Below are 24473 nucleotides of genomic sequence, written 5' to 3' on the forward strand. Positions count from 1 at the left end.
ATGGCACACGGAGATCATCTGAAATACAGCGGAAAGCCTAAGGCGGGAAAGAAAACTTTCCTCCGCCTGGTATCGTACGTGGCCTGCGACCGACGGTTGCTGATCGTAATCGGTGTACTGATCGTTGTGAGCATCGCAGCCAATCTCACCGGATCGTACATGCTCCGACCGATTATCAATAACTACATCCTGCCGGGAGACTTCCACGGATTGGTACGCATCCTGCTGATACTGGCAGGCATTTACCTGACAGGGGTAGCGGCTACTTACATCGAATATATTCTGCTGAATAAGATCGGGCAACGCACCGTAACCCGGATGCGCGAAGAACTGTTCGGAAAGATGGAACGCTTGCCTGTCAAATACTTCGATACCCATCAGCACGGAGATGTCATGAGCCGGTACACCAATGATATAGACCGTATCAGCGACGCACTGACCGACAGCCTGTCCGACATGTTGTCGAGCGCACTGACAGTTGCGGGCATTTTCTGTCTGATGCTCTTCATCAGTCCGATACTGACAGCGGTAACACTGATTACCGTCCCCCTGATGTTCCTCAGCGCCAAAGGAATCGTAAAACGAAGCCGGAAATACTTCAAAGCACAACAGGAGTCATTGGGGATGATGAACGGCTATGTGGAAGAAATGATCAGCGGACAGAAAGTGGTGAAGGTCTTCGGACACGAACAAAAAGTGGAAACGGACTTCGGGATACTGAACCAAAGCCTGAAGGAGAAATCGCTGAAGGCACAATTCTACTCGGGTCTGATGATGCCGGTCATGCAAAACCTGAATACGCTGAACTATGTGATCATCACCATCGTGGGAGCCTTACTGGCCATCTTCCGCGGGTTCGACGTGGGCGGACTGGCAGCTTTCCTGCAATATTCCCGGCAATTCGGACGCCCCATCAATGAACTGGCGAGCCTCTACAACAGCATACAGGCAGCCATTGCCGGAGCCGAACGCATCTTCGAGATCATAGACGAAGCACCGGAGCAGAAGGATGCGCCGGATGCCATCACACTCGAAAAAACAAAAGGAGATGTAGCCTTGAAGAATGTATATTTCGGCTACCGTCCGGAAAAAACCATCCTGAAAGGAGTATCCCTGCATGCGGCTGCCGGAAAGAAGATAGCTTTGGTGGGCGCTACCGGAGCAGGAAAGACAACCATACTGAACCTGCTGCCGCGCTTCTTTGACATTCAGTCCGGAGAGATCACCATCGACAATCATCCCATCGACCGTATCAGGCGTGACAGCCTTCGCCGATCGATGGCCATCGTACTGCAGGATACACATCTTTTCACGGGTACGGTACGGGAGAACATCCGTTTCGGCCGCCTCAACGTGACCGATGAAGAGGTAGTGGCGGCTGCACGGCTGACAGCGGCCCATTCATTCATCAAACGTTTGCCACAGGGCTACGACACGCTACTCGAAAATGACGGGGCAAACCTGAGTCAGGGACAACGGCAGCTACTGAACATCGCCCGCGCGGCAGTGGCCGATCCGGCTATCCTGCTGCTGGACGAGGCGACAAGCAACATCGATACACGCAGTGAAATACTGATTCAAAAAGGACTGGACCAATTGATGCAAGGACGCACCAGCCTGATTATTGCTCACCGCCTGTCTACCATCCGCAATGCTGATACGATTCTGGTACTGGAACACGGGGAGATTATCGAGCAAGGCAGCCATCAGGAGTTACTCGCACTGAAAGGAAAATACTACTCGCTGAACGAAGAGCAGTTCAAGTAAAGTATCCGCCACAAAGGAGGATATGGAGGAGAACCGGGTTCGATATCCGGGAACAGGGGAAATATCATAAAGAAAGGAATCACGACAGATAGGAATACATTAAGAAAGGAAATAAGCTGTTTTACAAACAGACTCTCTTTAAAAGAACGGCAAACCAGAGGAAGAAAAGCCGGAAAGCCGGTCTTACGGAGGTGAAGAGCCGGGATTGAAGAGGTGAAGAGCCGGGATTTTCGGCAAAAGCAGTAAGCATTTCCCGGAAAAGAAGTAAGCATTCGGTCCGAAAGAAGTAAGCATTTTCGGAATATGCTTACTTCTTTTTCAAATATCTCCTATTGTTTTTGTTCATTACATCTGTTGTTAGCGTTTTTTTAGCTTATCGGACCTGTTTTTTCTCCAGTTGTGAGTCCTTACAAGAGTTTACCCGAACAATAAAAAGACACGTTTCTTCCTTTCTTACGTACGTTACGGAAGAGATTGCGGAGCCTCACTTACATTCTACCGGCAAACACGAAAATTTTCTTTCCATCCGGTAATCAGAGAAGCTAAAATAAGGCGTTTTTTCCGTTCAGCCCGCCGTCCGCCCTGAAAAAACGTAGCCAAACGATTTCCGATTATCAATTTGTCAAGGTGATAGCACTCTTCCCATTCGCCGCACGATGGAGTTGTACCTGTACGGCAATGCGCTCACTCATCTCCTGCACATGCGAGATAACTCCGATCTTCCGTCCTTGCATCTGCAACTGCTCGAGAGCTTCCATCACAGTGCGTAAACTATCGGCATCGAGCGAACCGAATCCTTCGTCGATGAAAAGTGACTCCACTCTCAGGTTATTGCTCGAAAGAGACGACAGCCCGAGGGCCAGCGCCAGGGAGATAAGAAAAGATTCTCCGCCGGAAAGAGAGTAGACGGTACGCACCTCGTCACACATATCGCAGTCGATCACTTGCAGGGCGAGTGTTCCCGGCACCTGCTGCAAACGGTAACGTTTCGAAAGATAAGACAGATGTTTGTTGGCATGCATCAGTAACAGATTCAACGTATAGCTTTGCGCAATCACCTTAAATTTTGTCCCGTCCGCACTGCCAATCAGTTTATTGAGTTTTCCCCATCGGTTGGCCGTCTCCTGTTTTTCGGTCAGTTCCTGTTCCAGTTGCTTCAGCTTCTTCTGGTTTTGCTCCTGTTGCAAAAGACGTGCTTCTACGGTGGACAGACGACGTTCCGTCTCCTGATTGGTTGCTTGCTGGCGGGCGATCGTCTCCGGCAGATGTTCCGGATCGGCTATCTGTTCTTTCCGAAGTATCAGTTCGTCGATGGAACTGTTCAGTTGCCTGATCTCTCCCTGTATGCCGGAAATACGCGACTGGACTTCTTCTCCCTCCTTGCGCACCTGTTCCAGGGAGTCGTTTAATTGTTTCTCTTTTTTCCGAATGGCGGCTTCCGCATCCTCGACAGATTTGCCTTTCAACAGAGGAGCCCGTTCCTGACGGAGAGTTATCAACCGCTCACTGACCACCCGGAACTGTTCCCGAGCAGTCATCTCCGCCGTTTTCAGTAACGTAAATTGCTCTTTAGCAGCCAGAACTTGCTGCATCAACAGATGGCAGCGGGCTACACCTTCACGCAAAGCCTCACAAGCCGAGCGAAGTGTCCTGATCCGCTCCTCGTGCTGTTGCCATTCCTTATGGAGTTGCTGGTATTGGCGCATTTTCTCTGCGAGCAGATTTAGCTTCCCGTGTACGGTATGCAGTTGTTTCTCAAAATAGTCTGGATTTTGCTCCTCTTCCGATGAAGGACGTTTCTGCTCAACCTCCTGGAGCAACGCCTGCAACTGTACGGTTATCTGTCCGGACAGTTCCGTCTGATGGAGCAAATCCTGTTTCAAGGCGATATTCCGGTTATTTAGTTGCTGATACTCACCAGATGCGGTTTGATACTCCAATTCGATGTTGTGATACAGGGTATGGACTACCTGCTCCTCGTCTCTATAAGGATGATCAGTGCTCCCACATACCGGACACGGTTCATTCTCACGCAAATTCTGCCGCAATGTCCGAACGTCCTTTCCCATCGCGATACGGGCATTCTCAAAAAGGCGTTGCAGCACTTTCAGTTCAGTCTCCTTCTCCGCCAACCGGGTGGTCAGAGCGGCCATTTCTTTCCGCATCTGTTCTTGTTTGTACACCACCTCTTCCTGCTGTACTTTCAGACGTTCGGCTTCTGTCCTCGCCTTTCCCCATTCCAACATTTGCTGGCGGGCATTCTGCAAACGGGTTTGTTCCTGCATCCATCGGGCTTGCTCGTCAGTCACCGCTTCAACCCCAAAAGCGTTCAGACGGTTCACACGCTCTTCGTTCTCTTTCTGAAGAATGGCAAGGTGGTCTTCCTGCTCTTTCAGCCTATTCCGAACAGATTCAAGAAACAGCCCCGTCTCTTCCGTAACCGGTAGATCGATCTCTCCCGTCAGGTTCTTCAACGCATGGCAGGAAGTATGCAGAGTTCCCTGCACAGATTGCAATTTATTGGCTTGTGCAGTCGCTACCTTTTCAGCACCTTGCAGTATCTCCTCCGCCTGCTTAGATTGGCTGACCAGTGATTGGATCTGAACATCCAGTTCACGTGCCCGGCTAAGATCGGGTTGCACGGCTTCGCACTGTTCCCTGAAGTGAATAAGATAGTCGGATTGGCGTGTGTGTTCTTCCCGGAGCTTCTTACTTTTTTCTTCATCCAGCCGCATGTCCTGCACTTTCTTATCACGCTGCTCCTGTTGCAACTTCAAAGTATGCAGCACCGATAGTTGCGCATTCAATTCTACCAAGGTTTTACTTCCCTGTTCACGAAGGTTGGTCAGACTCTCTTTTTCGGTCCGTAGAAGAGTGATTTCCTCTTCGGAAAGCAGTTCGATCAGGGCGGCATTGCTTTTCAGCTGATTCAGTTCTGCATCGGCTGTTTTGCTACGCAGATAGATTTCACTGGAAATACGGGAGTATACCTCCGTTCCGGTCAGCTTCTCGAGCAACTCGGCTTTGGCAGACTCACGGGATTTCAAGAAAGTAGCGAAGTCATTCTGGGCAAGCAGCACCGTACGGGTAAACTGTTCGTAAGTCAAACCGACCAAAGTCACCAATTGTGCCAACAACTCTTTCCTTGTTCCCTGTAGTTCCTGATTGGCAGTCAGATCGGTCACTTGTATCGTCTGCGACCGCAAAGAACCGTTAGCCCGGCTTCCTGTCCGGCGTACCGACCAACGAGAACGATAACAGTGTCCGGACGCTCCTAAAAAATCAACCTCGGCAAATCCCTCTCCCGTCCCTCTCCGAAGGATATTCTTCACATCGGCCTGATTCACCCGACTTTCACCGATATCTGACATATAAAGACTCTCGACCGAAGCGGAAAAGCGAGGTGTCTTATCATACAGTGCCAGACAGAGTGCATCCAGTATTGTCGATTTTCCGGCTCCCGTAGGACCGGATATCGCAAAAATCCCGGCAGAACGTAAAGGCTCGGCTTGGAAATCAATTTCAAAGGTTCCTTCTATGGAAGCCAGGTTCTTTAATCGTATGGTTAGTATCTTCATGGTTATTCGGTTTGCTTTAGAGGGTGTATCATAACTCACCACAGAGGACACAGAGTAACACAGAGGTGTTTTTAAGTTACTGATTATTAGTAAAAAACTCTGTGATACTCTGTGCTACTCTGTAGTGAAAAGAGTTTCGACACAGCCTCGAGTTCTTATTTGATTCATTCTAAATTGATTGTCCGGCAAGCCTCCTGAAACAGTTTTACCAGTTCTTCCGGCATCTCCGTCTGGTAACTGTTCTCAAAGGTTGCTTTCACAATCTGTAAGGGATTCATCTCCTGCAATCCGGCAGCCAGTACTTCTTCTTCCACGCTCCCCTCTGCCGCCTGTCTGTAAGAAGAAACAATACGGGCCAGCCGGACTGGCTTGCCTTCCAGTATTTCTTCTATTTGCTGCCGCAACATCGGCTCCGGTTCACTTAGTTTCACCTTGACTTCCAGATAGGGCTTCGGTCCATTCTCCGGAAGTTCCAGTCTGCACAACTCATCCAGTACCTCGTCCGGAGCCGCTGGCTCTTTGGCGGGTATACTCAGCAAACGTACCAAAGGTGTATATTCAAGTTTCTCTATTTCGACTGCCCAACCTTCATCCAGAATCACTTTTACTACTCCGTGGTGATAATGCTTCTCGGCAAACGACATAGGTAAGGGACTGCCGGCATAACGGATATTCTCCCTTCCCGATACGCGCTGAGCCTTATGGATATGCCCTAAAGCCGTATAAACAATTTGTTCGGAAAAAGACTCGGGCGATACACTCTCCAAACCACCGATGATGATGCGCTCACTATGATCTTTTTCGGCAATCTCCGAACCGGTTGCCAGCAGGTGTCCGACAGCCACCAATGCCTGCCCGTCCGTCCGCTTCTTCAAAGCATATTCCACCAAACGGGCATACAGTTCCTTTACTCCTTCCGCATACGGATTGCCTTCAGTCTCCACCACCGGATAATCTCCCTGCCGCAAGAAAGGTACTGCCAGGCAAAGAGCTTCTACCCTCCCCGATTCATTCTTCAGTTCTACCAGTAAATGACTGTAATCTATCTCTCCGTCCTGCTTACGGACAATCCCCTTAATCTCTGTCCTCATCTCCTGCAACAACGGCAGAGGTGACTCCAACCGGGCAGCCGAATCATGGTTTCCGGCTACAATGACCAACTGCAATCCCGGGTTCTCGGTTGTCACCCGGTGAATGAAACGATAGAACATTCGCTGCGAGGCGGCAGACGGATTGGAAACATCGAAAACGTCTCCGGCAACAATCAGTACATCAATTTTGTTCTTAGTCAGGACACCGGCCAGCCAGTCCAGAAAGTGTTCATGTTCCTGTGTCCGGTCATATCCGAAAAAGGTTTGTCCCAAATGCCAATCGGCTGTATGTAGTATACGTATCATGCTATTGAAATTTGAAACAAAGTTAGCAATTATTCAGGACAGCAATATTATTTTGTTTATTTTTGCACAAGCTAAAACCAAAATCATTATGAAGATACTATACTATATTTATCAAATCTGCATTGCATTGCCCATTTTGTTAGTATTGACTATCCTCACGGCGATTGTCACCATCATTGGTTCATTATTGGGAGGTGCCCACATCTGGGGATATTATCCGGGGAAAATCTGGTCACAGTTGATCTGCCTTTTCCTGTTGATTCCGGTAAAAGTGCGTGGACGCGAAAAGCTACATGGAAGAACCTCTTACATCTTCGTACCCAATCATCAAGGCTCGTTCGACATCTTCCTCATTTACGGATTTTTAGGACGTAACTTTAAATGGATGATGAAGAAAAGTCTCCGTAAAATACCTTTTGTAGGAAAAGCATGCGAAAGTGCCGGACATATTTTCGTAGACCGCTCGGGTCCGAAGAAGGTACTTGAAACCATTCGCCAGGCCAAAGACTCTTTGAAAGATGGTATATCATTAGTGGTCTTCCCGGAAGGGGCACGATCTTTCACCGGCCATATGGGGTATTTTAAGAAAGGAGCTTTTCAACTGGCGGACGACCTCCAACTTGCCGTAGTTCCTGTAACCATAGACGGATCTTTTGAAATCCTGCCACGAACCGGCAAATGGATTCACCGCCACCGCATGATTCTGACCATACATGACCCTATCCCCCCCAAAGGTCAGGGAGCGGATAACATTAAAGCTACCATGGCAGAAGCCTATACTGCTGTAGAAAGTGCACTCCCCGATAAATTCAAAGGGATGGTGAAGAATGAAGATCAAGACTTATAAACGGTTTTGAACGATGAACAGGATTCACCACAGAGAGCACAGAGTAACACAAAGTTTTTTTATTGATAAGCAGGGATATTCAGTAAATGTCCCTGCTTAAAGATACAAAAAAGGCAACTAACCCGCAATGAATCAGTTGCCTTTAATTTTCTTATTTTAGGAATATCCCCAATCAATAACTTCATTTCTTCTCTGTGTTACTCTGTGCCCTCTGTGGTGGAAAGAGTATTTGTTCATCGTTTCCCCACTCTCTTCTTCAGCACAAATACCGGAAGGAAGAAGAAGATTCCGATGATTGACATGACTAACCCACCGATGGTTCCTGCGGCCAATGGAAACCAGAACGCTTCCTTATCTGTACCTACCATGAAAGGAATAAAGCCAAGGATCGTAGAGACAACTGTCAGGAAGATAGGAATGATCTTCGCATTCCAAGCCTTGGTATAGGCCCTCAAGGCCGACATTCGGGGAGAACGTCTACGAATGGCGTTATACTCGTTAAGAATATAGATACTGGCGTTCACCGTAATACCACACAATAAAACAAACGAAGCAAAACCTCCCTGGTCAAAGTTCAGCTTAAACCAATAGAACGTCAGGAATACACCGATATATGACACCGGAATAATAAATATGATAGCCAAAGGCTGTTTCAATGAATTAAACAAGATACTTGTCGTGAAAAAGATAATGGCAATCACTACCAGCAAAAGCAGATATTGCTTATTATCTTTCTTTCCCCATCCCCAGCTATCCCGCTCCGATTGAGCCGTATACCCCATCGGGAGTTCTTTGTTAAACTCCTCCAGGTCACGTTTCAGAATTTTATTTCCTTGTTCCCCCGAACCGATATATTCGTATTGCAGGCACAACCTGTATTGCTGATTCTCTTTGGCAACCTGTTGCGGCATTTGTCCCTTTTCCATAGTAGCCAGTTCAGACAGTTTATACTGTTTGTCATCCGTTCCGTACGGAAAATATTGCATGGCCCAAATGTCATACTCCTGAGACTGTTTGGAGGAAAGCTTTATTTTTTCCGAACCATTATCCGCCACTACCGATCCGATCTCCATATTCTTACCATAAATAGGCCGGATCGTAGAGAACAGAATATTGGCATTGATGTTCTCCTGTGCCATACGTTCCCGGTTGAGGTCAAAGTAGAACTCTTGATAATCGTCTTTCCAATAAGAGAAATAAGAGTTTATTATAACTTCCTTGATCCGTCGGTGAGTCAGCAATTTGGCTTTCAACTTCTCAGCCCATTCATACAATTCATCGTAATTGTATCCATACATCTTCACCTGGAAAGAACCGGCTCCCTCACGCACATCATTACTGAACCCCTGATCCTGCAAACCGTATACCCCCCAGCTGCCTCCACCCAATTGCAAGGCTTTGCTGATAATATTTGCTTTCAGTGTATAGGGGAAACCGCTATTCTGATGCTCTTTGGTAAAATAGACATTAATATTACCACGACGGGCACTGTACACCGAAGTCTGGAACTGTTTGATTTCCTTAAACTGACTCAGATAAATCTCCATCTTTTTGATCAGTTCATTCATCTGCTCCAACGTACTGCCGTTCGGAAGATTGGCATGAACATACAATACCACTTCTTCGTTCCGGGTGAAATAACTGCCTTCGTATACCTTCTGGATAAACAGGCGCAAACTGCCTCCCAGTGCTTTGTCCACAACCGGTTTCACTTTTTCTTTGTAAGTAGATGATCCTAAGGTCTTGTTATACCACTCCACGGCACGCCCTTCACCTTCCATCTTTTCCGGCAGCATAAATACCGGAAGTCCGAACAACAGTACCAACAAGATGCAGACAACCACACGCCAACGGCATAATTTACGTATCATCCAGCCATAGAAACGGGTAAAGTAAACTGTTATTCTCCGCGGAAGAGAAGCACGAAGAAGGAAGAAACGGGATTTGGTCTGACGGCGCTTTCTCTTTCTTAACCCGATCTTTTCGATCAGAGCCGGTACGAAGAAAAGAGCTACGAACAGAGATACAGCCAGATTGATAATCACTACGGCTGCAAAATCTTGCAGATTCAACCGTATCTTCTCGTCAAGGAAGAAAATGATGACCAAAGCTCCCATTGTAGTCAGGGTCGCAGCCAGAATGGACATAAAGGCTTTCAGGTTACGCCGGTGCAGGATATGGTCGGTCATCACAATCGTATTGTCTATCACCAGATTGAGCGAAACCGTAATACCGGCGAGCGAGTAGAGTTGCATTTCCAGTCCGAAAAGGTAATAGAAAATCACTGCTACGGCTATATTGATACTCAGACTGACCACGATCAAAAACAAATAGCGTGGATTCAACGTGATAAGCAGCACAAAAAACAGCAGAATCAGGACCGTAAGCCCGGTACGCAAATAAATCTTATTCAGCTCTTCGTGAATAAATTCCGTAGCATCGTAGCTTGTGTGGATCTCATATCCGGCTGGCAACACTTTCTGTATCGCCTCCATCTCTTCTTTAACCTGTGTACTCAGTTGCAACTGGTTGGCAGTTTCCTCGGCTGTAATCGACAAATAAATGGAGTTAAGTCCGTTGATACGATAATAGCTCTGAGGAGCTTCCTCCATGTGGCTCACCGTTACAAGCTCGTTCAGACTGATCAATTTTCCTTCTGTACTTTTCACCCGGATACGGGAAGCATCGAATCCTTCCTCTTTATACTCGGGCATCAGGGCCAGCCGGATCCACTCTTTACCACCTGAAGCCGACTCGATATTATAAGTACCCAGAAACTCTTTTTGATAATAGCGGGCAACAGCCTGCTGGATATCGCTCAAAGAAATACCCAATCGTCTCAGTTGTTCGCTATCATACTCCAACACCCACTCCATGGGTGTGGCTCCGCTCAAGTCTATCTTATAGATACCCTGAATCTGTGCCAGCCTCGTCTTGATATGTTCATCGGCATATTGCTGAATCAAGATGGGAGTAGAAGGAGCATTAAGTGTAAACGACATGAAAGGACGTGAGGCATTATCGTCCGGACGCTTCATCCTGATATAGGGATAGCTCACTCCGTCGGGAAGCTGAGGCCAGGTCTGCCGGATAATGGTTGATGCCTCAAAACGTACCGCATCTATATCCGCATACTTGTCCAATTCAATGGTGATGCTCCCCGAACCGTTATCGGAGGTAGAATAGATGTTCTTTATACCTTTAATACGTGCCAACATGGCCTCCAGTTTACTGGTTGCCTCTATCTCCACTACCCTCGACGAAGTGCCGGGCATACCAAACTGTACCGTAAAACCCGGTAAAGTTCTTGAAGGATTCAGTTTTACGGGGAGCAGGGGAATCAAGGCCAAACCAATCAACGCCACGCATATAAAGGCGACAATCAGCGTGAAAGAAGAGGCTTTCGTCTGCGCTTTTATTTTAGAAGGATTATCCATCGTTTCAATGTTAGGTAGCACTATCTCACCAGTTGTCCCCCCGCATAGTCAAACTTTTCAGTCAGCGGGATTCCGGTAGCAAAGTCATGCAACGTCAGTTTACGTATCTTATAATAGTTCAGCCAATAGTTCTGCAAAGCGGAAATATAGTTCTGCTGTGCTTCCTGCTGACGGTTCAGGGACAGAGTCAGACTGTTGATGTCCGCTTTCCCGATGATAAACCGCTGGCGGGTTTCGTTATAAGCCAGAATGGAAAGATCAAGTGCTTCTTCGGCACTGGTTATCAGGTTTTGCTGGATATTGAAATCGTTTACAGTCATAATCACTTCTTCATCCAGACTGATTTCATCCTGACGGGCAGAAGTCTTCACCACATTCAGGTTATTGCGGGCCATGTTATACTTACCCTTTCTTACCCCCCAGTCCACCAATGGAATGCTGACACTGACCGACACCAAATCCTGCTGCATGGGTTTATGATACACATCCCCAAAGTTATCAGCTACCTGGTTGAAACCGATACTGGCGTTCACACTCGCATTAAAACGTGATTCTTTTTTGGTTTTATCCACATTGCGTTCGGCTTCAAGTACATTCTGCTTCAATCCCAGTAACTGAGGATTGTTTTCATGTGCCATCTGCAAAGCCTTATCCACAGGTATCACCAATTCCTGCGGACGTACGGGCAAATCGATATCAATAACCGTATTCTTATCCAAATTCAGGAAAGAAACCAAAGAAAACATAGCACGTTTCAGGGCACTCGCTTTATTTTGCAATGTATTGCGTGCATTTACCACGTCCAGTTTCAATGTCAACAGGTCCGCCTTCGAAATGGCTGCTATCTTCTGACGCTGTACTCCAATGCTGTATAACGTATCCGACGACACCATATTCTCTTTGGCCAGATTATATTCAGCCTGCGCCATTGCCAGGTTAAAGAAATAGGTAGTAGCCTGCACGGATACAGCCTCCACATTATATACAAACTCCTTCTTTACTTTCTCGTATTTAAGGGGTTCTATTTTTCTTTCCCACTTGAACGAATTATATCCTACCAGACTTTGTGAATATCCCAGTCGGATGGGCACACTGGTAAACTGTGTCGACTTACTTCCGCCAAAACTGCGCATATATCCCAATTGAGATTGCAGATAGAAAGTACCACCCGTCAAGTCGAAATTCTGCTGGATAGCCAGATTACCGGAAGCATAAAACGACTGTTGACTACGATAAACATCCAAGTCATTTTCCGAATCGTATCGCTTGGTAATATCCCGGTTATATTCGGCGGGAGTCATATTCAAAGTAAGGCTCGGCAGACGGTTGGCCTTGTAAGTCCGGTACTCCCAGTAACCGGAAAGATACATATTCTGTGTGCGGAATGCTTCCAGTGAACTATCATTGGCCAATTGTATCGTTTTCTGCAAATCAAGTTTTATATGATCCTGAGACTTCGCTACAGAAACTCCAAGCAGCAAGGTTGCCATTACTATATAATATCTTTTCTTCATATCTATCGTTTTACTTTATTTCTATAAATAAACCAGTACAGTAAAGGGATGATAAACAAACTCACCAGTGTACCGATCGTCATGGTGCCAATCATGGCAATGGAAAGCGGCTTCTGAAGCTCGGATCCAAGGTCGTACGAGAACAGCAACGGGACCATTGCGAAGATGGTGGTCAATGATGTCATAATGATCGGACGTAACCTTCTGCGCCCGGCTTCGTGAATGGCTTCCAGCAAAGGTACCCCTTCTTTACGCAATTCATTAATAGCATCCAACTTCAGGATAGAGTCATTGATCACGATACCGCAAGTCACAATCAACCCGATGGCCGACATCAGATTCAATGTATGTCCGCATATCCAGAGCAGTACCAATGCAAACGCCACGTCAATCGGTATTTCCATCAATACCAGCAAGGGTTGCATAAAGCTCTCGAACTGGGCTGCCAAAATAAAATACATCAGCAACAATGAAATGAACAGAATCACGACCAACTCGTCCAGCATCTTCTGATTGGAAAAGAAACTACCGGAAAAGCCGATGTCCCAATCTCCTGTTTCATTAGTCACTTCTTTCACCTCAGTCATTAGTTGTTCGGCATCCTCCACTCCATAGAATTTATAAGGAATATACTCTCCGTTTCTTCCGGCCGTGATGCTCTTTAAATCTTCGGCGGGAGTTACCTTTATCAACTCACGCAAGGGGATGAAGTTCACCTCTCCCGTCTTACTATCCGGCTGGGTCTGAATCAATGTTTCCTGCAAAACCTGATTGACCGTTTTTTCGTCTCCTGCAATGCTGATAGGCAGATATTGTTGATAAGAATGCAACATAGCTACACTGTTCTCTTTGAAAGCAGTTCTCAGCACCCGGTACAGTTCATTATAAGAGATTTGATACAACAATAACTTTTCCTGGTTAATGCTAAGGTTCAACTGATTTTCGAAAGCAATACCCGTCGGAGGTATTCCCGTTTTTTGCCTGAACGTCTGTTCCAGTCCGCGTAAGGTACCAGGTTCGGGTGCCTTGTCTTTATTACGGGCATACAACTCGGCCACAATATCAGCCTCCCCTGTCACAAACAGTTTTTCAAAAACAGTCTCCGGTGGAGAAAACGAAATTACCGCCAAGGGATAGCGCTCTTTCAGCCTTTTATAAATCTCTGACTGCAACGGAGCAATCTCCTTCGAAGTTTCTGTCTTAAAATACAGTTCTGCCTCTGATGACGACAACTCCTGCTCACGATTCAAGATGTAATCCTGCAGTCCGATGGAGGCCGTCTGCTCTACAGATTGCCCCTGCAACTCACGGAACAACTCGTCTACACGACGCTGATTTTCGTCCACATGGATGTTCTCGTTCCATTCGATACGGGTGATCAATTCATTTTCATCGATGTCCGGCATTCTCTCCTTATCAATAAAGAAGAAAAAGAAAATACATAGCGGGAAAGAAATAACGCAGAACAGTACACTCAGCGTTTTATGGCTAAATACCCAATCGACTCCTTTATCATAGAAACGATCCAAGGTATGTTCTTTCAACGGATTGTTAATCTTCAGCCTCAGCCACTTCGGCCCTCCTTTTATTCCGGTACGATAGACCAACATATACAAAACAGGAAGCAACATGATACCTGTAAAATATGAAACCATCAGTCCTACCGTTACGGCAAAGGCCTGATCGTAAAAAATAGCACCTGCGATACCGCTCATAAATACCAAAGGCACAAATACGGCAATTGTCGTAAAAGAAGAACTAAGCATAGGAGTTACCACCTCGCTTGTTCCTGCCACACAGGCTCTCCTCAACGAATAGCCCTTTTCCCGGTATTGTGATATATTTTCAGTTACAATAATCGAACTGTCGATCATCATACCCAATGCAAGGATCAATCCGGACAGGGAGATGATGTTGAGAGACATCTTACACAAGTAGAAAAACAAGAAACTGATGACAATGGATACCACCATACTCAGTCCAATAATAAAAGGAGATTTGATATCGCCCAGGAACAGTACGGCAACAATACAAATAAAGAAGAAACCAAGTGAAAGATTCTGCTGGAGATTGGATATCGTATAATCCAGCAGTTCAGTTTGATTTCGACTCACACTAAACTCGATATCCGGATAGATCTTTTTGAAATAGTCCATCGTTTCCGACAGTGCCTCCTTCATTTTATCCATGTTTTCGTCAGCTTGCTTAATGATGGCAAGAGTCACCGCTCTCTTTCCGTTCGAAACGGATACTCCTTTTTCTTTAACCGGCACCACCGCTATGCGACAGAATTCTTTCAACTGTATGATACGGTCTCCCTTCCGGATATAAATGTTCTCCACATCTTCCGAGGTACGAAGTAAAGTAGAAAATTTAATGTTGTATTCATAGTATCCATCCCGCACAGTCATACTCCCCGGCTCCACATTGTTTTGTGCCAAAGCCGTTTCAATATCTTCAATAGACAATTCGAGCATAGCCAGTTTGTCCATATCAGGCACAATCTGCAACTGTCTTTCCAACAATCCGGTAACGTCTACCATTGCCACTTCGGGCAATTGTTCGATACGGCGCTTGATGACCGATTCGGAAAACTCACATAAATTCAGAAATGCCCTTTGATCTGTCTCTTCATAAGCACTGTCCGTCTTTAGGGTCAGGTTCAGATAGAACACCGGAATATCGGTTGCACTTGCCTTAATCACCTTCGGACGGTCCGTATCTTTTGGCAGATAATTCATAGCCGCATCAATTTTTTCATTGACCTCTATGAACGCCAAATCCGTATTGGTACCAAAATCAAAATTAAGCCGGATAATACCTGCACCATCACGTGTTTCGCTGGACATGTCTTTCAAAGCAGCCACTTGAATCAATTGCTGGCGGATAGGCTTCACTACTGTGTTTTCCAATTCACGTGCCGAAGTATTCTTCGCTGCTACCTGTACGGTAATCTCTGGGATAGAGATATCCGGCAGCAACGATACCGGCAACGTGAAATACGTCACCAACCCCACTATGAAGCAAGCCGTAAAAGCCATCAATACGGCAATGGGACGTTGTATCAGGAATTTAATCATAATTGTTTTGTGTTAGTGATTCATCCTTATTCAATGATAGTGACCGGAGCTTCGTGTGCCAGATTGATGTTTCCGGTTACAATTACAGTATCTCCTTCTGTCAGTCCATCGGCAACACTATAGCTGTCAGCATTTTCCAGAGCGGTATGAATATAGTTCCACTGAGCCATCTTTCCATCTTTCAAAGTAAACACAACCTGTTTGCCCGACCGAAGCACCACTGCACTTTTAGGAATCACCAACTGCTCTCCCAACGAACGGTGCACACTGACACGCACATTCATTCCGCTAAACAGTCTGCCTGCCCCGTTCACCCGGGCTTTCACCTTCACCATTCCTTTATCGTCCACCAATGGATTGATTTCCGATATATTTCCTTCATGTACTGTCGCCGCATCAGAATAAGGTTTAATCACCACCTTATCTCCATTCTTTATTAAAGGCAACTCACTTTCCAGCACGGTAAAGTCTACTTCCATTCCCTGCATATCGATCACCGTGCAGAATATTTCCGAAGTATTCGCCAGATTATAAGGCTTCGAAAACAAGTTAGCAACTACCCCGGCAAAAGGTGCTATCAATGTAGCATGCTCTGCATTGTATTTTGCCATTTCATATTGCGATTTACTTTGGTCATAACCACTCTTCACCTTCGCCAATTTCATGGTTTCTTCGGGTACCTGACTGATATCATCTGCCGGATAACCTTGACTGATAAGCACATCACGCAACTCGAGCTCGGATTTTTTCAAAGCATCTTCTGCCTGTGACAACAGATTGTCAAGTTTGAACTTATCCAACTCTGCCAACTTTTGTCCCTTCTGCACCCGGTCTCCGTTCTTCACCCAAATATGAGCTATCACCTCACCACTTTCAAATCTCAGATCAGCCATTCCCTTGGCAGATACTTTTCCATTACTCACCAGTTCATGGTTGAATACCTGCTTCTTCAAGGTCATAACGGACACTTCATTTTTCGTGTCGGGCAACACAGTTTCCACTCCTTTTTCAGAAGCACTTTCTTTCTTCTCACCGGAACAAGCTGTCAGCATTGCCAATGCCAGGCAAAGCGTATAGAAGGGATATTGGTTTTTCATAATGTTATTAAACTTTTCTCTATTAATTTATGGTTGCAAATATAGTTGGTTATTTTCTAACACACAAAATAAATGGCGGACTAAATCCTACTGGCGCACCGTCATTAAAACACTGATAATTTGCTATTTACGATTTTTACGTTACTAACAGAGGTGGACAAAAAACATTTCACCCCGGTTAATCCGTAAAAAATCAGATAATCCTATCGCATTTCATCCTCTATTCTCACTATTATACTCATTCCTCTTCACGGTAGAAACCTGCTTATCTGATATCCTATTTCCGGAGAACAAATATAGCCGGCATTGAAACCAAAGCCGGAATGACCTCAATCGAGACCCTAAATATAATTGCTAATATTTAAAATGCCAAAAGAAAAAGCAGACTTTTTTTTGCATTTAAAACATATTAATCATTTACTTTTCTGCTTTTTACGATTTTTTCGTTACTTACATTTACAAGTAGCTTCCTAATTTCTTCTCTCATCTCTCTTACGGCAGTCGACTGCACTTTAGGTTCTTTAGTCAAGACCAATTCCGCCATTTTCTGTAATTTATCCCGTTGTAAATACTCAGGAACAGCATACAGTTTTGCCAGCAAGTAATATGGATAAATCCGGCCCGGCAATAAATGAGTGGAACGTAATAACCATTTTTCGGCTTCAGCATATTCTCCCTTTTCCTGAAAATTCTTACCAATAATATTTAGTATCATCGGATCGCAACTTCGGGTAGAAGCCTCTTTTAATAATAAGATTGAAGCATCCGCCTCCTTTAATTTATGCAAACAATGCCCGTACTCAAATAAAAAGGCCCCTCTTTTCTTCAACTTCGGATATAAACGCTCATAGCCTTCTTTGGCACTTTGATAAGCTCCTGCCTGATATAACATGCGACAATTAGCCCAGTCTTTACACTCTTTATATACGTCCGCCTGCTGCCAATAGTATCCGGAAATCCCCAATACACAGGCAAAGACCAGTTGCCAGGCAAGAAAACGATCTGCGACACAAGCCATCAATAAAACCAGTAAAGAGATAACAAAGGCGGGCAACTGCATCGGATAAGAAGAAAAAGCAAATACCAGCAACGAGATTATTCCACCACATACGCCTAAACGCTTCGAGCCGACACCTCGCCACAGGCAAAAACCAACAAAAGCCAAGAAACAGAACAAAACCGGAATTCCCCGTTCGACTGCAATCTGCAAATATTCATTAAAAGCATACTCCGGACTTCCTGCCACCAGTTCTTCACGTAGAGAATAATCTCCTTTTGCAAAGTAAGTTTCCTGAGCTGTCCCGTATGCAAGTGCAAAACTCCCTTGACCATAGCCTGTAAATGGTTTTTCCATAACAGCCTGCGTACTGATTTTCCACATGAACAATCGTCCACTGGCTGAATCTTTTTTCAGATAAAACAGACAAACTCCTCCAACCAGTACAACTATACACAAAACTGAAGCAATTGCCACCATCTTTGCTCTTTTACGCATCCATATCCTCTTCAGATGTATCGGCCAGGACTTATGTACACCATATACCCAAATACCGGAAACAATGGCAGCCAACCATGCCGAACGGCTCATACCTGCCGGAAGCACACAAAGTATAAGAAACAATACTGCCAATGCCCCATAATATCCGGTCCACTCGATCCAGTTTTTATTTATCCTTTTTCGCAATTTTAGCCATTGATCCAGACAAAGCGGAAAGACCATGGCCAGATAACCGGAATAAGGCCCCGGATTAAAAAAAGACCCGGTCAGGGAGTATAGAGAATGATGGGAAGAAGTAAAACCATAAAGTTGTCTTAATCCATAAACAGCCTCGGAAGCAGCCAACGCTATAAGACTCCAGACAACTACCTGATAAAAATCCCTCCCCATATCATACCTCTTTTTATAATAGACAAAAGCCAACAATAAAAGTCCTGTAGCAGCCCCCATAGCGGCCTTTGCCAGATAAGCCCATTGTCCGGACAGTTCACCTGCCGGAAGCATCGGATCATTTACCCATACCACAGACAGCAATGTGCACACTATCGCCAAAAGTCCCCCACGGAGTATAATATGTATATAATCTACCTTCATCTCCGTCATTTTATTTTTTTAAATACCCTATCCCAACGAATTTTTTCACGCAAAGGATCATCCGAACGCCATATCGTAAATGCTCTTCCCACAATATATGATTCGGGCAGCATGCCCCAGTAGCGGGAATCTTTTGAGTTTTCCATATTATCCCCCGATACGAAATAATAATTCTCCATAAACTTATATTCTCTTATCACACTATCGCCCAGACAAACTGAATTCCCCTTTTGTTGCAATCTCTTTTTCTGTTCCCAATGAATCAATCTTCCATAAAGTAAACGGGACAACGTATCAATCTTCACTACCTGCCCCTTTGCCGGCACCGGAAGAGGACCGAACTCCTGAATGGTCCATCCCAAACGTCCGTCCCACGGAAAAGCATCTATCACAATCCCTCGCGAATCCTCTCTTCTGACCCGGGAAATCCGATGTTGTGCCTTCACATTCCCCAAACTGTCTTTTATCCCCTTGATATGATAATATCCCCTGCGTATTTCCAACGTATCTCCCGGAAGAGCAATGCACCGCTTCACATAATACTTCATTATATCGAATCCGATACTATCACTCCCATCCTGATAAGGGAAATTAAATACAAGCACATCGTTCCTTTTAAACGAGCCAAAGCCCGGCAGACGATAGATAGGAACGTCCTCACCCCGTAACGATGCAAAGATATTGAACAGTCGTGCCCCTCCGGTCCATTTATCCACTAATATCTTATCTCCCGAAAGTAAGGCCGGTTCCATCGAGTTTGAAGGGATCTTGAAAGAAGTCAAGCAAAATACCTGTAATACCATCCAGGCTACAAAAGCCACACAAGAATAGAAACAGATATTCACAATCCAGTTTCCGATTCGTTTCACCAGTTTCACCCAAACTTCTTTCTTCATATCTACATATATATTTTAATACGATCTCCCGTCAAGAATCGAAAGTAAAAGAGACCAAATAAAATTCCCGGGTTTTAGAAAAAGCAATCCCATAAAGTTTATTAGGTTCCCGGATCGAAGCACAAATTCTCAGAATGAGGCAATCAGTATTATATTTGATTAATTCCCGGCCGTCCCAATCAAAAACAGATAAGTTATTGAATAAATTGGGATTCTTGTCACCTATAAATACACTATAAACCTTTTCATCCGTGGCACATAACGCAGAGAAGCCCCAAACAGTCTCCCCTGTGCTTTGGATAGTTCCGGATAAATATTGCACAACCGGAGGATAAAATTTTCGGATAGCTTTTAATTCTATGCTTTTTGATAAATCAAATAATTCAAGGACTCCTCCATATAAAGTTCCCACAACCATTTTTTTACAATCCGGAGATACCGCAATTGCAGGTGATAACCAAACGGAACGTTCTTCCGGAGTATCTATAGGAAAATCGTTATAATCAGCCGACACTTCAGTATCGGCCAATATCCGAAAACGTTTTTGCTGATCCGACTTTGTTCCCAACTGACCATCCACCAGAAATTTATCATCCCGAAGTCCCCACACCCGGCGTACTGTAGCTCCTAAATTATAAAAAGGCTGTTCTTCTATCAATGTTCCCCAATTATCATCCTCTTTATCAAACTGATAAGTCAATAACTTCATAGAAGATTCATCATACACCGAAATTTTCTTTTCACGTGCATCATAATAGCACATGTTTGCAGTAGTCACTTCACCCGGTCCCTGTCCCCTTCTTACAAAACTTCCAAGCAATTGGCCTGTGCTCTTATCATATACTTGCAACCATGTATTATCAACCAAAGCCAATATAAAGATATAGTCCTCACTAACAGCCATATCCAAAGGATAGCTGATCAGCAGTTCGTCCGACAAACGATGAGCATGTATGTTCTTTACTTCCGGAAACGTAGGAGGTGCATAAGCACTATGTTGTTTCTGACAAGAACACAAAATAGTTATTAAACAAACACACAATAACAACTTCTTCCACATATATTAGTCAAGGCTACATATTATGATATTTTTTCTATACTCGCAAAAATAATACATTTTAAATTATAAACACATCTTATTCGTAAAAACATTACCAAATGTTTTAGATCCTGTTTAAAAATGATTGAAACAAAAGATTAAGAAGGTTTCCGTATTGTGCAATCCTGGGTGAAAAGACACTTTCCTACAAAAAACGCATTTCGATCTTCCATCTTCCACCTTTTTAAGTTTAATTTATTAATAATCAATACAATAGCATGGTGAAAGATCGTGTTTTTAAGCCATTTATCTTCCACCTCCATCTTCCATCTTCCACCTCCGTTTTTAAGGGATAAATAAGCTATAAATATCTGATATGCACATACATATAGTTGGTTTTTTATCTATTTATGTCTATTATTGTATTTTGTTTTTCTTGCTATCTTTAGTGAAAATGGTCTTTTCTTTATCCCGTCCCGCATACCTGTGCCCATGAGCCCAGGTATGCAGGCCCATAAGCCCGGGTACACAGGCCCACAAGCCCGGGTACACAGACTCAGATAACGGTGCAGAATAAAGACGTAACATCCTTATTATAAGCGCGTTAACAAAGTAACATTTTCGATATCATTTTAGAATAATCTTTGTTGTGGATATGGATAGTTTGTTCAAAACTGTTCCCTGGCTCCCCAAAATCCCACTCTACTTTTTTAGGATTGCTAACCTGCAATACTATCATTTATATTCCTTTTCAAAAAAGCCTCTGACTCCGAAATACATCCACCACAGCCCACATTAGATATAATCACAATATTTCCATACTATATCCAGTTTCCTCATAATTTTAATAGTTCAAATGTTTTAAAACGCATTATATCATCATCCTCTGACTCCACTTGAATGTGAAATCCATCCGGACCGACAAAACATTGATTTAATAAATAAAGTTCTTGGGGTAACATTGTTTCTCCCACAATTTGAAAGTTCTTATCTAAAATAGTCACTGACATTGGTTTGCGCAGCACCCCCTCTTTAGGATCAATACTACTGTCTGGATGTCCTGCCAAACGATAGTAAACCTCTCTATATGAGTCATAGTGAATGCATCCATAATTCAAACTATGGACATAGTGATCTCTATCGGCTTCTGGAGAAAAATGTTCGAAATCAAGACTTTTCTCAACTGGTTCAATAACGATATCTTCTTTAGTTCCGGCATAAAACTCATGATATTGCAGTGAGTCTACATGATGTACTCTTATATTATGATCGGCAGCAAAACTAATAACCAGTTCATTATTAGGAGACAAGGTATAATAAGGGAAACGATATGTAAAACTACCCCCCCAATTTCCCGAATGGTACATAGATGGATAACTATCAGAATATCTAATAGTGTTCTTCTGCAAATTATAGAAAGCCATCACAGGACGATTTGAATCATTCTCACCCTCAAATTCATAAAAAAGAGTTCCGGACAACAACAATTCATCACCTATTTTTAAAATAGGAGAATTTGTACGCGGAAACAATTCAGAAGGTGCAAAAATGGAATCTCCTTTCAAACGTCTGACAATGTCTATTCGTTTCTTATCTTTCACATGACTACTATCATTCGTCAGGTACAGATAACGTGTCATCCTATCATACAAATAAATCGAATCTTTATTCAAAAACAAGTATGAAGTAATACTGCCAACTCCATTCGAGCCCTCCTGCTCAAACTTAATCTTACCCATATTTTTCACAGTCCCGTAATCATACAGTACAATCGAGTTATCATAGTTATTTATAAACGAAAAAACCAGTTTTCCATCCATATAGATCAATTGTAAATAATCTGATAATTGAACCGTTTCACTGTCCAACGGAAAACATTTATCTTCCTTCGCTACTAATGTATAATCATCAGTTCTATGAATTACAGTTTTCTTATCCTGCTGACAAGAACCTACAACTATCCCCAATAAAACTACAAATACAAAACTCCTAATCATTATCATAATACCAATAAAATGCTATATTTATACTATACTAAATTATCAATTCCGCTCAGATTTCCTTTAACGATGCTACAATCCCTTTGACCTGTGGAAGTAACTCCAGAAACATAGAACAGGATGAGAAACTAATATAATACACGCATTTATTCCCTTGCAAATACCATTCGACTTTCTGTAGCGCTGATAATTCATTAGTTTCCGGATGGCGATCGGCTTTATAAGAAGAGACAATCATCTTTTTTCTACCATTAATCGATCTATATATAACCTTTACCCGAGTAGCATCTGCTAATGCCGAAACACTGTCCCTCTCAAATATTTCCTGATAACATTTACAGTTTTGTACTTCTATAATAGTCAAAACAGAACCACAACGATCTTTACGCTTAGAATATACCCTCATAAACTTTGTCGTTTCATACCCTTCTCTTGTACGCCTCAAAGGTTCATCACAGGAACGCACAGCAGAAGGGCGATTCCATCCTTTAGGCACTTCAATCACATACGTCTCACCACGCAAAAGATCTCCGTGGGGTTGAGAAACTTGCGCAACAACCTGAGCACAAAATAAAAAACTTAAAAGAAGCAAAGCTGTCAATTTCATAACTGGGGTAAATTGAATACATAAATATGATCTTCGTCCTCCACAAAAACGCCATAAATCTTATGTGCAACTTCATCAACAGCAAAAGTGTTAATAAAACAGTCGAGTTTATATTGTATGAGTGGTTTCCCTTCCCAATCAAAGACTTGAATATTAGGGGTTGTTTTCCTATCCTCTACATCTTCTGTTGTCATATCCAGATTTAGCGTATAAATGTAATTATCCGTCGTGTACACACATATAGGATGTATAAGCCTCATATTATCATCTACCTCCGGACATTCCTGTCCCGGGAAAAGATCTAAAATTACATCTCTTTTTAGTTTTCCATCCTGGCCATAAATTCTGAAACGGCGTATATGTTGGTAGAACGAAACGAAACAACTCTTATCAGGCTTGGCGACGGTCATCTTTATATACGCTTGATTCCTGCCCAAAACAGATCCGAAACGTTCCTCTGTTTCGGGATATTCTCCCCATGATTCATGATTTCCGTCAGGATAAAGAAACCTAAATTCTTTTTCATTCTCAAAGCCGCCATTACAACAGTAGCTGCTATCGGAAATACTTATCAAGTCATTAAAACAATTAAATCCATAATTTAAAGTCGAAGTCTGTACGGTAGCTTTATCTTTCTCAACACTAATATGTTTCAGGTTAATTCCGTCTAACATGACAAATCCATTCTTTTGATATTTCACAGGGGTAATAGAAGGGAGAACGAAATCATTCGGTCCCTGCCCCTGTGTTCCAAAACTATATTGAAAAGTCAAATCCGGCAAATGGAAGCATTGAAACATAGTATCCATTTTTTCATTGAATACTATCAGATTACTATCACATAAAACTAAACTCCGTGGATACAATAACACCGAAGGAACCTGTATTCTATCGGATTTCAAATTTATGGTATGCTCAAATTGAGCATAATGCATAATCCTATCAGATTCTATACAACTTGATACAGTTATCAATAAAATCCCCCATAAAATTCCACGAACTCTCAATCTTTTTTTCATGATAATCAAACTTTTATGTCAGCTTTACGCCACAAAGTTTGAGAAAAAAAAGGGCTTTAAGGGACAATTACAGGTCAAAAAGCAGTAAATTCAGGTCATTTGA

At 43.7% G+C, this 24473-nt stretch carries 14 protein-coding genes; 2 read left to right on the plus strand and 12 right to left on the minus strand.

What is annotated here, in order from left to right; translation table 11 throughout:
• The gene (locus DBK98_RS18690; RefSeq protein WP_032535775.1) at window positions 1-1767 is read left to right on the plus strand and encodes an ABC transporter ATP-binding protein; all 1767 of its coding nucleotides are present in this window, start codon (window positions 1-3) and stop codon (window positions 1765-1767) included.
• Window positions 1768-2381: 614 nt separating this feature from the next.
• On the opposite strand, the gene DBK98_RS18695 is transcribed toward DBK98_RS18690, so the two are convergent.
• Window positions 2382-5345 (minus strand): AAA family ATPase, encoded by a 2964-nt coding sequence (locus DBK98_RS18695; RefSeq protein WP_032535772.1) that lies wholly within the window; start codon window positions 5343-5345, stop codon window positions 2382-2384.
• Between the two features lie 164 nt (window positions 5346-5509).
• Complete coding sequence (locus DBK98_RS18700) at window positions 5510-6742, minus strand: exonuclease SbcCD subunit D C-terminal domain-containing protein (protein WP_032530348.1); 1233 nt, start codon at window positions 6740-6742, stop codon at window positions 5510-5512.
• Window positions 6743-6830: 88 nt separating this feature from the next.
• On the opposite strand from DBK98_RS18700, the gene DBK98_RS18705 reads away from it, so the two are divergent.
• Window positions 6831-7589: a 1-acyl-sn-glycerol-3-phosphate acyltransferase gene (locus tag DBK98_RS18705; RefSeq protein ID WP_032535824.1), complete on the plus strand. Its 759-nt coding sequence runs from the start codon at window positions 6831-6833 to the stop codon at window positions 7587-7589.
• Window positions 7590-7822: 233 nt separating this feature from the next.
• Here the strand turns inward: DBK98_RS18705 and DBK98_RS18710 are convergent, their stop codons facing one another.
• The 10 genes from DBK98_RS18710 to DBK98_RS18755 form a co-directional block, all read right to left on the minus strand.
• The gene (locus tag DBK98_RS18710; protein ID WP_005807396.1) at window positions 7823-11026 is read right to left on the minus strand and encodes an efflux RND transporter permease subunit; all 3204 of its coding nucleotides are present in this window, start codon (window positions 11024-11026) and stop codon (window positions 7823-7825) included.
• Window positions 11027-11046: 20 nt separating this feature from the next.
• The gene (locus DBK98_RS18715; RefSeq protein ID WP_005780236.1) at window positions 11047-12540 is read right to left on the minus strand and encodes a TolC family protein; all 1494 of its coding nucleotides are present in this window, start codon (window positions 12538-12540) and stop codon (window positions 11047-11049) included.
• 2 nt (window positions 12541-12542) lie between these two features.
• Window positions 12543-15620 carry an efflux RND transporter permease subunit gene (locus DBK98_RS18720; protein WP_005780238.1) on the minus strand — a complete coding sequence of 1026 codons (3078 nt, stop codon included), beginning with the start codon at window positions 15618-15620 and terminating at the stop codon, window positions 12543-12545.
• Window positions 15621-15646: 26 nt separating this feature from the next.
• Complete coding sequence (locus DBK98_RS18725; protein ID WP_005780239.1) at window positions 15647-16717, minus strand: efflux RND transporter periplasmic adaptor subunit; 1071 nt, start codon at window positions 16715-16717, stop codon at window positions 15647-15649.
• Window positions 16718-17126: 409 nt separating this feature from the next.
• Window positions 17127-18818, minus strand: coding sequence for an O-antigen ligase family protein (locus tag DBK98_RS18730; RefSeq protein WP_032535771.1), 1692 nt, complete (start codon window positions 18816-18818; stop codon window positions 17127-17129).
• Window positions 18815-19705 carry a signal peptidase I gene (lepB, locus tag DBK98_RS18735; protein ID WP_032535770.1) on the minus strand — a complete coding sequence of 297 codons (891 nt, stop codon included), beginning with the start codon at window positions 19703-19705 and terminating at the stop codon, window positions 18815-18817. The genes DBK98_RS18730 and lepB overlap by 4 nt, the downstream gene beginning before the upstream one ends.
• Window positions 19706-19736: 31 nt before the next feature.
• On the minus strand, window positions 19737-20765 hold the full coding sequence (locus tag DBK98_RS18740; RefSeq protein ID WP_032535769.1) for a BF3164 family lipoprotein: 1029 nt from the start codon (window positions 20763-20765) through the stop codon (window positions 19737-19739).
• A gap of 815 nt (window positions 20766-21580) precedes the next feature.
• Window positions 21581-22741, minus strand: coding sequence for a DUF4221 family protein (locus DBK98_RS18745; RefSeq protein WP_005807401.1), 1161 nt, complete (start codon window positions 22739-22741; stop codon window positions 21581-21583).
• 55 nt (window positions 22742-22796) lie between these two features.
• Window positions 22797-23351: a hypothetical protein gene (locus tag DBK98_RS18750; RefSeq protein ID WP_032530590.1), complete on the minus strand. Its 555-nt coding sequence runs from the start codon at window positions 23349-23351 to the stop codon at window positions 22797-22799.
• Entirely contained in the window at window positions 23348-24358 is a 1011-nt protein-coding gene (locus DBK98_RS18755; RefSeq protein ID WP_032535823.1) for a BF3164 family lipoprotein, read from the minus strand. Before DBK98_RS18755 ends, DBK98_RS18750 begins: the two co-directional genes overlap by 4 nt.
• Window positions 24359-24473: the final 115 nt, after the last annotated feature.

The organism is Bacteroides sp. PHL 2737, from assembly GCF_004115325.2.
In the GTDB taxonomy this organism is placed as follows: Bacteria; Bacteroidota; Bacteroidia; order Bacteroidales; family Bacteroidaceae; genus Bacteroides; species Bacteroides hominis.

Excerpts from the sequence above, each read along its gene's own strand:
- DBK98_RS18745 (WP_005807401.1), bottom strand. The coding sequence starts at position 22,741 with ATGATTAGGAGTTTTGTATTTGTAGTTTTATTGGGGATAGTTGTAGGT.
- DBK98_RS18730 (WP_032535771.1), bottom strand. The coding sequence starts at position 18,818 with ATGACGGAGATGAAGGTAGATTATATACATATTATACTCCGTGGGGGA.
- DBK98_RS18725 (WP_005780239.1), bottom strand. The coding sequence starts at position 16,717 with ATGAAAAACCAATATCCCTTCTATACGCTTTGCCTGGCATTGGCAATG.
- DBK98_RS18750 (WP_032530590.1), bottom strand. The coding sequence starts at position 23,351 with ATGAAATTGACAGCTTTGCTTCTTTTAAGTTTTTTATTTTGTGCTCAG.
- lepB (WP_032535770.1), bottom strand. The coding sequence starts at position 19,705 with ATGAAGAAAGAAGTTTGGGTGAAACTGGTGAAACGAATCGGAAACTGG.
- DBK98_RS18705 (WP_032535824.1), top strand. The coding sequence starts at position 6,831 with ATGAAGATACTATACTATATTTATCAAATCTGCATTGCATTGCCCATT.
- DBK98_RS18700 (WP_032530348.1), bottom strand. The coding sequence starts at position 6,742 with ATGATACGTATACTACATACAGCCGATTGGCATTTGGGACAAACCTTT.
- DBK98_RS18690 (WP_032535775.1), top strand. The coding sequence starts at position 1 with ATGGCACACGGAGATCATCTGAAATACAGCGGAAAGCCTAAGGCGGGA.
- DBK98_RS18720 (WP_005780238.1), bottom strand. The coding sequence starts at position 15,620 with ATGATTAAATTCCTGATACAACGTCCCATTGCCGTATTGATGGCTTTT.
- DBK98_RS18710 (WP_005807396.1), bottom strand. The coding sequence starts at position 11,026 with ATGGATAATCCTTCTAAAATAAAAGCGCAGACGAAAGCCTCTTCTTTC.
- DBK98_RS18715 (WP_005780236.1), bottom strand. The coding sequence starts at position 12,540 with ATGAAGAAAAGATATTATATAGTAATGGCAACCTTGCTGCTTGGAGTT.
- DBK98_RS18740 (WP_032535769.1), bottom strand. The coding sequence starts at position 20,765 with ATGTGGAAGAAGTTGTTATTGTGTGTTTGTTTAATAACTATTTTGTGT.
- DBK98_RS18695 (WP_032535772.1), bottom strand. The coding sequence starts at position 5,345 with ATGAAGATACTAACCATACGATTAAAGAACCTGGCTTCCATAGAAGGA.